12 protein-coding genes and 1 riboswitch are annotated in these 14,247 nt (G+C 60.4%); of the genes, 5 read left to right on the top strand and 7 right to left on the bottom strand.

Annotated elements, in window-relative coordinates:
* Positions 1 to 76 precede the first annotated feature (76 nt).
* Together ACWHXD_RS29180 and ACWHXD_RS29175 are read right to left on the bottom strand one after the other, a co-directional pair.
* Positions 77 to 796: a 16S rRNA (uracil(1498)-N(3))-methyltransferase gene (locus ACWHXD_RS29180; RefSeq protein WP_032894775.1), complete on the bottom strand. Its 720-nt coding sequence runs from the start codon at positions 794 to 796 to the stop codon at positions 77 to 79.
* 137 nt (positions 797 to 933) lie between these two features.
* Positions 934 to 2,340 (bottom strand): adenosylmethionine--8-amino-7-oxononanoate transaminase, encoded by a 1,407-nt coding sequence (locus ACWHXD_RS29175; RefSeq protein WP_032894777.1) that lies wholly within the window; start codon positions 2,338 to 2,340, stop codon positions 934 to 936.
* A 272-nt stretch (positions 2,341 to 2,612) separates the two neighbouring features.
* Here ACWHXD_RS29175 and ACWHXD_RS29170 point away from each other — a divergent pair, with 272 nt between their 5' ends.
* Positions 2,613 to 3,164, top strand: coding sequence for a cytochrome b (locus ACWHXD_RS29170; protein WP_032894779.1), 552 nt, complete (start codon positions 2,613 to 2,615; stop codon positions 3,162 to 3,164).
* Positions 3,165 to 3,196: 32 nt separating this feature from the next.
* Positions 3,197 to 3,775 (top strand): YceI family protein, encoded by a 579-nt coding sequence (locus ACWHXD_RS29165; protein WP_032894782.1) that lies wholly within the window; start codon positions 3,197 to 3,199, stop codon positions 3,773 to 3,775.
* A 187-nt stretch (positions 3,776 to 3,962) separates the two neighbouring features.
* Here the strand turns inward: ACWHXD_RS29165 and rhlE2 are convergent, their stop codons facing one another.
* The 5 genes from rhlE2 to ahcY all read right to left on the bottom strand — a co-directional run bounded on the left by rhlE2 (position 3,963) and on the right by ahcY (position 10,525).
* On the bottom strand, positions 3,963 to 5,840 hold the full coding sequence (gene rhlE2 / locus ACWHXD_RS29160) for an RNA helicase RhlE2 (RefSeq protein ID WP_044271888.1): 1,878 nt from the start codon (positions 5,838 to 5,840) through the stop codon (positions 3,963 to 3,965).
* A 222-nt stretch (positions 5,841 to 6,062) separates the two neighbouring features.
* Positions 6,063 to 6,866 carry a substrate-binding periplasmic protein gene (locus tag ACWHXD_RS29155; protein ID WP_098950143.1) on the bottom strand — a complete coding sequence of 268 codons (804 nt, stop codon included), beginning with the start codon at positions 6,864 to 6,866 and terminating at the stop codon, positions 6,063 to 6,065.
* Positions 6,867 to 6,929: 63 nt separating this feature from the next.
* Positions 6,930 to 8,012 carry a hypothetical protein gene (locus tag ACWHXD_RS29150; protein WP_032894791.1) on the bottom strand — a complete coding sequence of 361 codons (1,083 nt, stop codon included), beginning with the start codon at positions 8,010 to 8,012 and terminating at the stop codon, positions 6,930 to 6,932.
* A 79-nt stretch (positions 8,013 to 8,091) separates the two neighbouring features.
* Positions 8,092 to 8,937 carry a methylenetetrahydrofolate reductase [NAD(P)H] gene (gene metF / locus ACWHXD_RS29145; RefSeq protein ID WP_003194992.1) on the bottom strand — a complete coding sequence of 282 codons (846 nt, stop codon included), beginning with the start codon at positions 8,935 to 8,937 and terminating at the stop codon, positions 8,092 to 8,094.
* Positions 8,938 to 9,115: 178 nt separating this feature from the next.
* Positions 9,116 to 10,525: an adenosylhomocysteinase gene (ahcY, locus tag ACWHXD_RS29140; protein ID WP_003194990.1), complete on the bottom strand. Its 1,410-nt coding sequence runs from the start codon at positions 10,523 to 10,525 to the stop codon at positions 9,116 to 9,118.
* 21 nt (positions 10,526 to 10,546) lie between these two features.
* Positions 10,547 to 10,653, bottom strand: a riboswitch (S-adenosyl-L-homocysteine riboswitch).
* 198 nt (positions 10,654 to 10,851) lie between these two features.
* Between ahcY and ACWHXD_RS29135 the strand changes: the two genes are divergently transcribed.
* The 3 genes from ACWHXD_RS29135 (at position 10,852) to ACWHXD_RS29125 (ending at position 14,238) form a co-directional block, all read left to right on the top strand.
* Positions 10,852 to 11,256 carry an acyl-CoA thioesterase gene (locus ACWHXD_RS29135; RefSeq protein ID WP_003194988.1) on the top strand — a complete coding sequence of 135 codons (405 nt, stop codon included), beginning with the start codon at positions 10,852 to 10,854 and terminating at the stop codon, positions 11,254 to 11,256.
* A gap of 100 nt (positions 11,257 to 11,356) precedes the next feature.
* The gene (locus ACWHXD_RS29130; RefSeq protein ID WP_138762891.1) at positions 11,357 to 13,276 is read left to right on the top strand and encodes a patatin-like phospholipase family protein; all 1,920 of its coding nucleotides are present in this window, start codon (positions 11,357 to 11,359) and stop codon (positions 13,274 to 13,276) included.
* A gap of 71 nt (positions 13,277 to 13,347) precedes the next feature.
* A complete protein-coding gene (locus ACWHXD_RS29125) occupies positions 13,348 to 14,238 on the top strand; it encodes a formate/nitrite transporter family protein (protein WP_032894799.1) in 891 nt (296 codons plus the stop codon).
* Positions 14,239 to 14,247: the final 9 nt, after the last annotated feature.

Raw genomic sequence — 14,247 nt, 5'->3', positions numbered from 1 at the left:
GCAGTTAATCTGTAACTGACAGACCGCTATCGCAGGCAAGCCAGCTCCCACATTTGATTGGGTTTGCAGGGTGAGGTTAGAAGTCGCCCCACAGTTGCTGGGCGACTGCCAGCGCGACTACAGGCGCTGTCTCGGTACGCAACACCCGCGGGCCGAGGCGGGCGGCGTGGTAGCCGGCGCCCTGGGCGGTCTCGACTTCATTGTCGGTCAGCCCACCTTCGGGGCCAATCAAGAATGCCAGGCTGGAAGGCTTGGCGTGGCTGATCATCGGTTCTGCCACCGGGTGCAGCACCAGCTTCAAGTCCGCCTCGGTTTGCTTGAGCCAGTCTGCCAGCAAGAGCGGTGGGTGAATCACCGGCACCGTTGAGCGCCCACATTGCTCGCACGCGCTGATTGCTACCTGGCGCCAGTGCAGCAAACGCTTGTCGGCGCGTTCATCCTTGAGGCGCACTTCGCAGCGGTCGCTGAAGATCGGTGTGATCGCGTTGACGCCCAGTTCAGTGGCCTTCTGGATCGCCCAATCCATACGCTCGCCCCGGGACAGGCCCTGGCCGAGGTGAATGTGCAGGGGAGATTCGGCCTGGCCGGCAAAGCTTTCCGTGAGTTGCACGGTGACGCGTTTTTTACCGACTTCCAGCAAGGTGCCACGAAATTCCTGGCCAGAGCCGTCGAACAATTGCACGGCATCGCCCTCAGTCATGCGCAACACACGGCTGATGTAATGCGCCTGGGCTTCGGGCAATTCGTGATCACCGAGGCTCAGCGGGGTGTCGGTGAAAAAGCGGGACAGTCTCATGTCTGTTCTCTGCAGAGGTTGTTTATGTAGGAGCGAGGGGGACGTCTAGTTCTTGCTCGCGAAAAATGTACATCCGACGCAGCGGTGCGCCTGGAATGCCTTCGCGAGCAAGCTCGCTCCTACAAGGATTTGGGCAATCAGCCTGGGTCGCGGAAGCCTGGGTGAAAATCTTTCGGCACCGACACGCTGACCTTGCTGTTAGTGGCGATATCGATGCCTTCGCTGGCCACCTCGGCCAGAAAGTCGATCTGTTCGGGTGTAATCACATACGGCGGCAGGAAATACACCACGCTGCCCAGCGGCCGCAACAATGCACCACGTTCCAACGCGTGCTCGAAAACCTTCAAACCACGGCGCTCCTGCCACGGGTAGGCGGCCTTGGTGGCTTTGTCCTGCACCATCTCGATGGCCAGCACCATGCCGGTCTGGCGCACTTCGGATACGTGAGGGTGGTCCACCAAGTGCGCGGTGGCGGTGGCCATGCGCTGGGCCAGGGCCTTGTTGTTCTCGATGACGTTGTCTTCTTCAAAGATATCCAGCGTCGCCAACGCCGCCGCACAGGCCAGCGGGTTGCCGGTGTAGCTGTGGGAGTGCAGGAAGGCACGCAGTGTGGGGTAGTCGTCGTAGAAGGCGCTGTAGACCTCTTCGGTGGTGACCACGGCGGCCAGCGGCAGGTAACCGCCGGTAAGGGCCTTGGACAGGCACAGGAAATCCGGGCGGATGCCGGCTTGTTCACAGGCGAACATGCTGCCGGTACGGCCAAAGCCCACGGCGATCTCGTCGTGGATCAAGTGCACGCCATAGCGGTCGCAGGCTTCGCGCAGCAGCTTGAGGTACACCGGGTGGTACATGCGCATGCCACCGGCGCCCTGGATCAGCGGCTCGACGATCACGGCAGCGACGGTGTCGTGGTGCTCGGCCAGGGTCTGTTCCATGGCCAGAAACATGTTGCGCGAATGTTCTTCCCAGCTCATGCCTTCGGGGCGCAGGTAGCAGTCCGGGCTCGGCACCTTGATCGTGTCGAGCAGCAGCGCCTTGTAGGTCTCGGTAAACAGCGGCACGTCACCCACCGACATCGCGGCGATGGTTTCGCCGTGGTAACTGTTGGTGAGGGTGACGAAGCGCTTTTTATTCGGCTGGCCGCGGTTGAGCCAGTAGTGAAAGCTCATTTTCAGCGCCACTTCGATGCAGGACGAACCGTTATCGGCGTAGAAGCAGCGGGTCAGCCCTTCGGGCGTCATCGCGACCAGGCGCTCGGACAGCTCGATCACCGGCTGATGGCTGAAGCCGGCGAGGATCACGTGCTCCAGTTGATCGACCTGGTCCTTGATGCGCTGGTTGATACGCGGGTTGGCGTGGCCGAATACGTTGACCCACCAGGAACTGACGGCGTCGAGGTAGCGCTTGCCTTCGAAGTCTTCCAGCCATACGCCTTCACCGCGTTTGATGGGCACCAGCGGCAGTTGCTGGTGGTCTTTCATCTGGGTGCAGGGATGCCACAGCACCGCGAGGTCGCGTTGCATCCACTGGTTGTTCAAGCCCATCGGTGATCTCCTCGAAGCGGTCCTGCGGCCGGCGCAGGCGAAACAATCGCGCAAGCCTATGCAATGGTGGCTTGGCTCACAAGCCATTGTGGGGAAATTCGCGGTAAATGCAGGACGGTCTGTCACGTTTCTTGGGAATAGTCTTAATCCCTTGTTAATTTATTATGCATAGCCTCTTTATCGTATTTCTCGATATTTCAAAGCAAAATTTTCCGCTTTAATTCGATAGGTAAAGCGCTAGTCTTGGGCACAGTTCTTACGGGATTAAGTACATGCAGCTACGCAATTCGCCGGCCCGCTATGGTTGGGTCAGCATGGTTCTGCACTGGGGCGTCGCCCTGGTGGTGTTCGGTTTGTTTGCCTTGGGCTTGTGGATGGTCGGCCTCGACTACTACAGCGCTTGGCGCAAAGATGCGCCCGACTTGCACAAAAGCATTGGCATCACGCTGTTCGCCATCATGCTGGTGCGGATCGTCTGGCGCCTGGTCAGCCCGCCGCCACCACCGCTGACCAGCTATAGCCGCATGACGCGGATCGGTGCCGCATTTGGGCACGCATTCCTTTATGTTGGGCTGTTTGCCGTGATGATTGCCGGTTACCTGATTTCCACCGCAGACGGTGTCGGTATCCCGGTGTTTGGTCTGTTTGAAATTCCTGCCGTGGTTTCCGGTCTACCGGACCAGGCAGATACCGCCGGTTGGGTGCACCTGTACCTGGCCTGGGTGTTGGTGGTCTTCGCCGGCTTGCACGGCGTGGCGGCACTGAAACACCACTTTATCGATCGTGATGCGACCCTTACGCGAATGCTGGGACGCAAAGCCTGATGTTCAACCTCGACTCACAAGGAATAGAAAGCATGTTGAAAAAAACACTCGCTGCGCTGGCAATCGGTTCTGCCCTGCTGTCCGCAGGTTCGGCGATGGCCGCTGACTACAAGATCGATAAAGAAGGCCAGCACGCCTTTATCGATTGGAAAATCAGCCACCTGGGCTACAGCTACATCCACGGTACCTTCAAGGACTGGGATGGCACCTTCAGCTGGGACGCAGCCAAGCCTGAAGCCAGCAAAATCGCGGTCGACGTGAAAACCGCCAGCCTGTGGTCCAACCACGCAGAACGTGACAAGCACATCGCCAGCAAAGACTTCATCGATGTGGCCAAATTTGCCGATGCCAAGTTCGTGTCTACCGCCGTCAAATCCACTGGCGAAAAGACAGCTGATGTGACTGGCGACCTGACGTTCCACGGTGTGACTAAGCCTGTGACCTTCAAGGCCACCTTCAACGGTGAAGGCAAGGATCCATGGGGCGGCGAACGTGCCGGCTTCAACGCCAAGACCACGATTGACTTGAACGACTTCGGCGTGAAAGGCCCAGGCCCGACTTCGCAGACTGTCGACTTGGACATCTCGTTGGAAGGCGTGAAGCAGAAGTAATTTCTGCCTGGCAATAGGGGCCCTTGTGGGAGCGGGCTTGCTCGCGAAGGCGGTGTGTCAGTCGCCAGATACATTGACTGACACGCCGAATTCGCGAGCAAGCCCGCTCCCACATGTGATCTTTGTTGAAGCCAAAAAAATGCCCCGCCTCGAAAGAGGCGGGGCATTTTTTATGGCGTTTCGAAAATCAGCGGTTGCGAGTCAGCAGCGCTGGTTTCTCACCACGAGGACGGCCTGGCAGTTGGTCCAACTGCTCAGGTGTCGGGAAGCGATCCGCTTTCGACTCCTTGTGGATGATCTTCGGCGCCGGGCCACCACGCGGGTTTTGTACCGCAGGCTCGGACGAACGAGGCTGATCGTCACGGGCCGGGCGGCGGTTGTTGCTGCGCGAGTCTTCGCGACGGGCCTGGCCGTCACGCGGTGCGCCATTACGCGGGCCGCTGCGCTTGGCAGGCGGGGTACCGGTGGTGCCGCCGCTGCTGTTGCGCGGTGCGTTCTGACGACCGCCCTGTGGCTGGCCGCTACGTGGAGCGCCTGCACCCTGGGCCGGAGCCCCTGGGCGACGGCCACGGCCCTGAGCCGGTTTGGCCTGGGGTACGTAGTCAACGCGGTTACCGAAGTTATCGATATCGTCGTCAAGGAACTCGTCCGGGGCACGGTCGGCCGCGGCGCGTGGTGGCTGGCTCGGCTGGCGCTGTTCGCGGGCCGGGGTGCCTTCACGGGGCTTCTGCTCACGGGCCGGGCGTTCGCCACGGCTGCTGGTCGCGGATTTTTCCTTGCCCTTGTCCTTGCCTTTGTCGCGACGACCACCGCCACCACCGCCGCCGTTCGGGCCATCGCCTTTGGGGCCGCGTGGGTTGCGTGGGTTACGCACGTCTGGGCGTTCGCGCGCTTCTGGCTTCTCGGCCTCCACGGCGCTGGCATCGAAGCCCATCAGGTCGCCGTCGGCGATTTTCTGCTTGGTCATGCGTTCGATGCTTTTCAGCAGTTTTTCTTCGTCCGGCGCGACCAACGAAATGGCCTCGCCCGAACGACCGGCACGGCCCGTACGGCCGATACGGTGCACATAGTCTTCATCGACGTTTGGCAGCTCGAAGTTGACCACGTGTGGCAACTGGTCGATATCCAGGCCGCGCGCGGCGATATCGGTAGCGACCAGGATACGCACGGTACCGGCCTTGAAGTCGGCCAGGGCTTTGGTGCGCGCGTTCTGGCTCTTGTTGCCGTGGATGGCAACGGCGGTGAGGCCGTGCTTGTCCAGGTACTCGGCCAGGCGGTTGGCGCCGTGCTTGGTGCGAGTGAACACCAGCACCTGTTCCCAGGCACCGTGGGTGATCAGGTGCGCCAGCAGCGAGCGCTTGTGGCTGGCCGCCAGGCGGAACACACGTTGCTCGATACGCTCGACCGTGGTGTTCGGTGGCGTGACTTCGATGCGCTCGGGGTTGTGCAGCAGCTTGCCCGCCAGGGCAGTGATGTCCTGGGAGAACGTTGCCGAAAACAGCAGGTTCTGACGTTTGGCCGGCAGGCGGGCGAGGACCTTTTTCACGTCATGGACAAAGCCCATGTCGAGCATGCGGTCGGCTTCGTCCAGCACGAGGATTTCCACGTGGGACAAATCGACGCTGCCTTGGCCGCACAGGTCGAGCAAGCGACCCGGGCAGGCTACCAGCACGTCGACACCACGGGACATGGCCTGAACCTGTGGGTTCATGCCGACGCCGCCGAAGATGCAGGCGCTGACGAACTTCAAGTCGCGGGCATACAGCTTGAAGCTGTCGTGCACTTGGGCTGCGAGTTCGCGGGTTGGGGTCAGGACCAGTACACGCGGTTGACGCGGGCCGTGACGTTGGGATTTGTCCGGGTGACCGTTGGGAAACAACCGCTCCAGGATCGGGAGGGCGAAACCGCCGGTTTTACCAGTACCTGTCTGAGCCGCGACCATCAGGTCGCGACCTTGCAACACGGCGGGAATGGCCCGCTGTTGCACCGGAGTAGGCTCGGTATAGCCCGCTGCCTCGATGGCGCGGACTAAAGCCTCGGAGAGACCGAGGGAAGCAAAGGACATGAGTAATCCTGTTTTAGTTAGGGCTTGGCCCAAAGGGATAATCTTGCCGGGCGTGAATGGCGCTTAGGGGAGCGCAACCCCGTCCGGTCCTGCTGCGTCTGGCGGGCACTCCACCGGCTCGCGCGGGCCGCAAAGCTGCGCAGTAGCTGGGTTGGGTGCCGTTTTCAAGACCCGAGCGGCCGGGCGTAAGCCTGGCGGAAAGGCCGCAGTATAACAGAGCAATCACTGCGCGCTGCTTTCCTGCTGCTCAACGGCGTGTTCGGGGGCCGGTATGGGTGCCGTTTGCTCGTGCATCCGGCCATATTTAGCACTCAAGGTGGCATAGGCCGGCTCTTGCTTGAAGCGCTTGAGCTCGGCGGCAAAGCGTTGCACCAGCAGGTCCATGCCTGCGCCACGGCGTACCGCAAGAAATTGCTGCTGGCGACTGACCACCACCGACGCCTGGCTGACCTTACCTTCCAGGCCCAGCGCCTTGATCACGTAGTGCCCCACGCGCCGGTCAGTCACCACCATATCGACGCGCCCCAGCATGAGTTTGCCAAAATTGGCTTCATGGCTGGGCGCAGGTTCACGCTGGAAGGTGTTGGACCCACTGAACGCGTCGCCATAGAGGTAGCCGGGGGAAACGCCAACCGTCAGGCCACGCAGGTCGTCGAGGGCGGCGGCGGGGTGGGGGCGGTCGTTGGCATAGAACAAGACAAATTCGACTTCCGACAACGGCTCGCTGGGATAGAGCAGCAAGGCGTCGCGCTCCTGGCTGTGAAAAATATCCAGCGCGCCGTCGGCGTGGCCCTGCTCGAGCATCGCCAGGCAGCGCTTCCAGGGCAGGAACTGCCATTGCACCTCCACCCCCAGGCGCTGGAACACGATCAGGGTGGTTTCATAATCCAGGCCGGCCATGGTGCCGTTGTCTTCGTAGACATAGGGCGCCCAGGGTTCGGTGACAATGCGCAGCTTCTCGCCATGAGCGGCCAGGCTCAGGCAAGAAAACAGCACAGCGGTGAACAGCTTGAAGAGGACGGGCATACCCTGAGGTTACGACGCTGCCCACAGAAAGAGAAGCTCTGGCACGCGCATTGGCGGGCGGTCTTACTTCGCGGGAGCGTTCAACAGGTGTTCCTGGATCGCGGCGCGGCGTTCACCCAGAATCAAACGCACCACGGGGTTGGCGAACCAGTGTTGCAACTGGTGGGCATCAAGCGGGCGCTTCTGGCGTTCTTCCTGATTTTGTCGGGCTTTGTCCCACCAGACCGGGCCGCAGGCCTGGTCGAACTCGTTTTCGTGTTCGTAGCAGCCGTAAAGAATCTCGCGGATGAACTGTTGCTGATGCTTGGGCAACAGCAGGGTGATCAGCTTGTACATCAAACGCTGCAAACGCGGCGGGCGCGGCAGGTGCGAGGAGACCTGGCGCGTATCGGCCAGGGCTTGCGCACTGGTGGGCGCGCTGGCGTGCTTGGCGATCCACGCCTTGACCTTGGCCCGAAACAGCTGTTTGCGGCTCCAGTAATGGTGGATCAGGTCCGGGCACTCGCGCACCTTCACGGTGCGGTAGGCGGCGATGGACAGGCAGAACTCTTCCAGGGTGTAGGCGCCTTGGGCATGGGGGAACAGTTCATCCATCAACTCGATGGAGCGGTCGAGGATGTGCGCATCCTGTTGGGTCAGGCCCATGACGCCGGAGTTGAGGGTCATCATGTCATCGTCGGCCACGCCCATATCCAGCAGGCGCTGGCGCAGGGCGGTGTACAGGATGCTTTCGTGGTTGTCGCCGTACTTGGTGTAGAAGGCGTTGCACAACAGGGTGCCGGGCTGGACGCGTTCGAACAGGGCCATGGGCGAATGATGAAAGAAAGTGTCGGTGTCGATCAGCAGCGCCACCGGGGATTCTTGCAGCACTTGACGCAGCACCACGTGTTTGGTGCGAAAGTGATAGCCGTGAGGCTCGCTCCAGCGCTTGCGGGTGGCCTCGTCCAATGGGCGCACGCGCACCGGCAACAGGCGATAGGGCTCGGGGTTGTCGCTAAATACCTGGATGTCGATGTTCGCGTCCGGGGTGTCCTGCAGGAACGCCAGTGCGCTGGCGATGCTGAATACGGCTTCCTGATGGTAGGTGTCGGCGCCGAAGACCAGGTAAACCAGTTGCGGGCGGGACGTCGGGGGCACTGTATTCATGGACTGCGGGGTTCCGTGGGTAACGTAAAACGACAAAGGCCCTCGTCAGAACGAGGGCCTTGGTACAACCGGTCAAGCGTTAACGTGGCAGCTTGAGGTTGTTCCAGATGGCAAGGCTGGGTTCAGCCTGGTTCAGGGTATAGAAATGCAACCCTGGTGCACCACCTTGCAACAATTGCTCACACATCTCGGTGATGACCTGCTCGCCGAACGCCTGGATGCTTTTGACGTCATCGCCATAGGCTTCCAGTTGCTTGCGCACCCAGCGTGGGATCTCGGCGCCGCAGGCGTCGGAGAAGCGCGCCAGCTTGCTGTAGTTGGTGATGGGCATGATGCCCGGCACGATGGGGATGTTCACGCCCATCGCCCGTACACGCTCGACGAAGTAGAAGTAGCTGTCGGCGTTGAAGAAGTACTGGGTGATTGCGCTGTCGGCGCCGGCATTGGCCTTGCGCACGAAATTCTGCAAATCGTCTTCGAAATTGCGCGCCTGGGGGTGCATCTCCGGGTAAGCGGCCACTTCGATATGGAAGTGATCACCGCTTTCTTCGCGGATGAAACTCACCAGGTCGTTGGCGTAGCGCAGCTCTCCGCTGGCCATGCCCATACCCGATGGCAGGTCGCCACGCAGCGCAACGATGCGCTTGATGCCGGCGGCTTTGTATTGGGTCAGCAGGCTACGCAGGTCGGCCTTGCTGTCGCCCACGCACGACAAGTGCGGAGCGGCGGGAACTTTGACTTCACTTTCCAGCTGCAACACGGTGTTGATCGTGCGGTCACGGGTCGAACCGCCAGCGCCGTAGGTGCAGGAGAAGAAGTCAGGGCTGAAGCTGGCCAACTGCTTGGCAGTGGTCATCAGTTTTTCATGCCCAGCATCGGTCTTGGTCGGGAAGAACTCGAAGCTGTAGCGACGGTCTTGGGACATGGTCATACCCTTGGAAACTCGAAAGCCTGGAAGGCATACGCAATCGATGCGGGTGCCTGGCTTTCTGTGGGAGCTGGCTTGCCTGCGATAGCATCAGCTCGGTGTCACTGGAACACCGAGGCGTCTGCATCGCGGGCAAGCCCGGCTCCCACAGAAGAGCCGGCGCCAGCAAGGTCGATCAGTAGCGGTAAGCGTGCGGCTTGAACGGACCTTCAACCGTCACGCCGATGTAGTCGGCCTGGGTCTTGGTCAGCTGAGTCACCACGCCGCCGAAGCCGCGGACCATTTCCAGGGCCACTTCTTCGTCGAGTTTCTTGGGCAGTACTTCCACGGTCAGGCGCTCGGCTTTCTGGGCGGGCGACAGGTCGGCGTACTTCTGTTCGAACAGGAAGATCTGCGCCAGTACCTGGTTGGCGAACGAGCCATCCATGATGCGGCTTGGGTGGCCGGTGGCGTTGCCCAGGTTTACCAGGCGGCCTTCGGCCAGCAGGATCAGGTAATCATCGTTCTGCGGGTCGAAATCACCAGCGCCGGTACGGTGAACCTTGTGTACCTGCGGCTTCACTTCTTCCCATGCCCAGTTCTTGCGCATGAAAGCGGTGTCGATCTCGTTGTCGAAGTGACCGATGTTGCAGACAACGGCGCGCTTCTTCAAAGCCTTGAGCATGTTCGCATCGCACACATTCACGTTACCGGTGGTGGTAACGATCAGGTCGATCTTGCCCAGCAGGGCTGCGTCGATGCAGGCGGAGGTGCCGTCGTTCTGGCCGTTGATGAACGGCGAAACCACTTCGAAACCGTCCATGCAGGCTTGCATGGCGCAGATCGGGTCAACTTCGGAGACCTTGACGATCATGCCTTCCTGACGCAACGACTGGGACGAACCCTTGCCCACGTCACCGTAGCCGATTACCAGGGCTTGCTTGCCCGACAGCAGGTGGTCGGTGCCGCGCTTGATCGCATCGTTCAGGCTGTGACGGCAGCCGTACTTGTTGTCGTTCTTGCTCTTGGTCACCGAGTCGTTGACGTTGATGGCCGGGATTTTCAGCTCGCCCTTGGCCAGCATGTCCAGCAGGCGGTGTACGCCGGTGGTGGTCTCTTCGGTCACGCCGTGGACGCGGTCGAGGATCTGCGGGTACTTCTTGTGCAGCAGCTCGGTGAGGTCGCCGCCGTCGTCAAGAATCATGTTGGCATCCCAAGGCGCGCCATCTTTGAGGATGGTTTGCTCCAGGCACCACTCGTACTCTTCTTCGGTCTCGCCTTTCCAGGCAAATACCGGGATACCGGCAGCAGCGATAGCGGCGGCGGCCTGGTCTTGAGTCGAGAAGATGTTGCAGGACGACCAACGCACTTCGGCACCCAATGCAACCAGGGTTTCGATCAGCACGGCAGTCTGGATGGTCATGTGGATGCAGCCGAGGATCTTGGCGCCCTTGAGCGGCTGCTCAGCGGCGTACTTGCGACGCAGGCCCATCAGGGCTGGCATTTCGGATTCGGCGATAAAGGTTTCGCGACGGCCCCAGGCAGCCAGGGACATATCGGCGACTTTGTAGTCATTGAAATCAGCAGGCGTCATTACAGCGCTCATAGAGAGCCTCCATTCGTAGGGTGCGAATGGGCGCCGTTGTGCGTTTAGTATCAGGCCAGGGCAACCAGGCCGGACAACGCCCCATCCGAGCCTGACAGGTTGAACCTGCTGCAGCGCCCCTCGGACAGGTGGCGGGAGAACGGTATCAATCGAAGATGACCGTTTTGAAGCGGAGGCGATTATAGCCGTGTAAGCGGCACTTCCCAAGCCTTTCTGTCGGCGGCATGAAGATCGCGCATGGGCCTGATAGCTAATGGCTCATAGAGCTTGGGCCCTGGCTCTGCCATGATGTTGCCCATCATTTGGCAAGACGCTTTGGAGTGATCATGAACTTCCACACCCGCAAATGGGTAAAACCCGAAGACCTCAACCCCAACGGCACCCTGTTCGGCGGCAGCCTGCTGCGCTGGATCGACGAAGAAGCGGCCATCTACGCCATTGTCCAACTCGGCAACCAGCGCGTGGTCACCAAGTACATCTCGGAAATCAACTTTGTCAGCGCCTCGCGCCAGGGCGACATCATCGAACTGGGCATCACCGCCACCGAGTTCGGCCGCACCTCCATCACCCTGACCTGTGAAGTGCGCAACAAGATCACGCGAAAAAGCATCCTGACCGTGGAAAAAATGGTCTTCGTCAACCTGGGCGAAGACGGTTTGCCGGCACCCCACGGCCGTACCGAGATCAAGTACGTGAAGGACCAGTTCAAGGACGACAGTCTTCCCGAGTAACACCTACGTGGCGTGATTTTCTTTACCAAATCATTCCACATGGATCTATCCGAGGCTCTCTCATCACTCAGGCCTACACCCTGTAGAGAGAGCCTCGTGTATGAAAGTCTCCAGTTCTGTTGTGCAGAATCAGCCCCCTCAGCCTCAGACCGCCGGCCAGGACGTAAAGACGCCTCTGGTCAAAGGTGTGGGCGAGCGCAACCTGAGTATTTATCGTCACAGTGACGGGCGGGTGGAGGTGGTGCTGTCACCCCCGCCGCCCGCTCACTTGGTACTCAGTGGCGGTGGCGCCAAGGGCATCGCATTTCCAGGGATGGTGCAGGCGCTTGAAGAGGCCGACAAACTCAAAGGCGTCAAAGTGGTTTCCGGCGCTTCTGCTGGCGCCATTTCCGCCGCGCTGCTCGCCAGCGGCATGGATGCCAAGGCCTTTACGCAACTGTCGAATAACCTTGACCTGCCCAGCCTGCTCAATAGCAAAGACCCGGTCACGGCGTGGTTGCAGGAGGCCAGTTCCCAGATCGGCAAACTCGTCGGGAAAGTGCCAGGGCCGGCGGGTAATATCTCTCAACTGCTGCTGACGTTGCTGCCGCGCCTGCAAACCGAGGGGCAGCCGCTGGAAGACTTGATTCGTAATGAATCACGTAAGTCTGTTCTCGCCCATATCGCGGGTATGCCCGCAGCCAACCGCCCCCCGGAAGTCACCGCAATTGCCGAACGGCTCAGCGCTGGCGGTGGCCCCACTTTTCGCGACTTGGAGATCTTGAGCCGGCATATTCCGGCGATCAAGCAACTGAACATTACCGGCACGGGCATGTTCGACGGTCGCCCGCAGTTGGTGGTGTTCAATGCCAGCCTCACACCGGATATGGATATCGCCCGCGCCGCGCTTATTTCGGGGGCGCTGCCTGGGTTGTTCAAGAGCCCTTCCGAACAGGGCCACGGGTTTCAGGCTGCTTCAGAGGTCACGGCGTTTCAGGACGGTGGTTTGCTCCTCAATACCCCGGCGCCAGGCATTATTGAACGTTCTTTCCCGCAAAGCCCCCTGGGCAAGGACGAAGCCCTGATCGTCAAGTTCGAGTCTGACAAACCATCAGCGCCCCCCCAAAGCGGTGGTTTTTTCAGCTATCTGACCGACACGTTCACCGGCACGCCACACACCGCCGCTGAAAGCTATCAGGATGACCGGCTCAAAGCGTATTCGGAGCAAACCGTAACGTTGCCGTTGAACTCCGATAAAGGCGACTATCGCGGCCTGCTCGGTGGCACCGTCAACTTCACCATGACCGCCGAGCAGAAACAGCATTTGCAGGCCCAGGCCCGCCAGGCGGTGTCAGGGCACCTGCAAAAACGTGAGCTGGAGCGTGAGCGCCATGAATTCCCCTCGCTGAACGATGCCGTGATGGCGATGGATGATCAAATGCTCGCCAGCGCGCAGGACGAACTGCAAAAGGACCCGGCCGGCGCCGAGGCGTTGCGTTTTCGCAAAGACGCACAACAGGCGTTAAAGGCGTTGGACAGTGCGATTGCCGAAGCGAATCAATCCGACACGTCGCTGGTGATGACGCCAAAAATAGCCTCGGCGCTGCGCAATCTCGACGCCCTCGCCCGTAGACCCGAGGATATCGACTGGCTGGGCAAGCGCCTGAATGCGCCAGGCCAGCGTAATTTTCAGCAACTGCTGCAGGTGGGCGCCAAACGCGGGACGGGCAATGGCTCTGGCCTGTCCAAGGTGTTGAGCAGCGCCGTCACTGAAATGCAAAAACGCGATATCGGGGTGAAGGCAGCGAATTTTATCCGCGAAGTCATTTATCCCTCGCTATACCGCCCTGGTCAGCCGGCTGCCAACGTCGAGTTATTGCAACGCGCGGTGCGTGATTTGGGGGAGGCGACGACGCCGCACGAGTTCAACCGTGTGCTTGATGGCATCGTCAAACACTACCGGGCGCGCAATAAACCGTGGGGTAAACCCTTGAGCTCTACCACCGTGGAGCAGGCCAAGGCCTGGCGTATTCCGGTTTAGTTGCGGTGCCACTGAACAGCCATCGTCGCGGCGTGTCGTAGCTACAGGCACCCCTTGGACTCTGGTACATCATGGCCACTCAAGCAGACGGCAAGACCCCCAACCTGTCGCAGGAAGAGCAGCAGGACGTTGATGACAACCAGCCGCCTCGCGCGGCTGTATTACACGAAATTATCCGCACCCAAGGCGATCAGGAGCTGGAGCGCAATGTGGCCGCGCTGTGGTGGTCGGCGCTGGCCGCCGGCTTGACCATGGGCCTGTCGCTGATGGGTATGGGCCTGCTCAATTCGCGCCTGCCGGATGGTGAGGAATTCAAGGTGATCGCCAGCTTTGGCTATTGCGCAGGCTTTCTCGCGGTGATTCTTGCCCGTCAGCAGTTGTTTACCGAAAACACCCTGACCGCCGTGCTGCCGGTGATGAGCAAACCGACCCTGGCCAATGCCGCGCGCTTGTTGCGGCTGTGGACGGTGGTGCTGGTGGGCAACCTGTGTGGCACCTTGCTGGTGGCCTACGTGATGCTGCACCTGCCGATCTTCGATACCAAGACCGACCTGGCCTTCCTCGAGATCGGGCGCAAGGTCATGGAGAACGACCCTGCGCAGATGTTTGCCAAGGGCATCGTCTCCGGTTGGATGATCGCCACCATGGTCTGGATGATCCCGTCGATGGAGAGTGCCAAGGTGTGGATCATCATTCTGATCACCTACTTCATGGCGCTGGGGGACTTCACCCATATCGTCGTCGGTTCGGCCGAAGTGTCCTATCTGGTGTTTGCCGGCGAGTTGCCGTGGAAGGATTTCTGGCTGGTCTTCGCCGGGCCGACCCTGGCCGGCAACATCATCGGTGGTAGTTTCATCTTTGCGTTGATCAGCCATGCCCAGGTTCGCAGCGAGGCGTCCGTGCCTGCTGTTACTCAATCTCATACGCGGGCCAAGCCCCGTCAGGATAAGGACAAAGCCTGACATCACCCT

The sequence above is a fragment of the Pseudomonas fjordensis genome, from assembly GCF_976987115.1.
The sequence above is the reverse complement of the archived record's forward strand: the minus strand, read 5'-3'. Positions and strand labels throughout refer to the sequence as shown.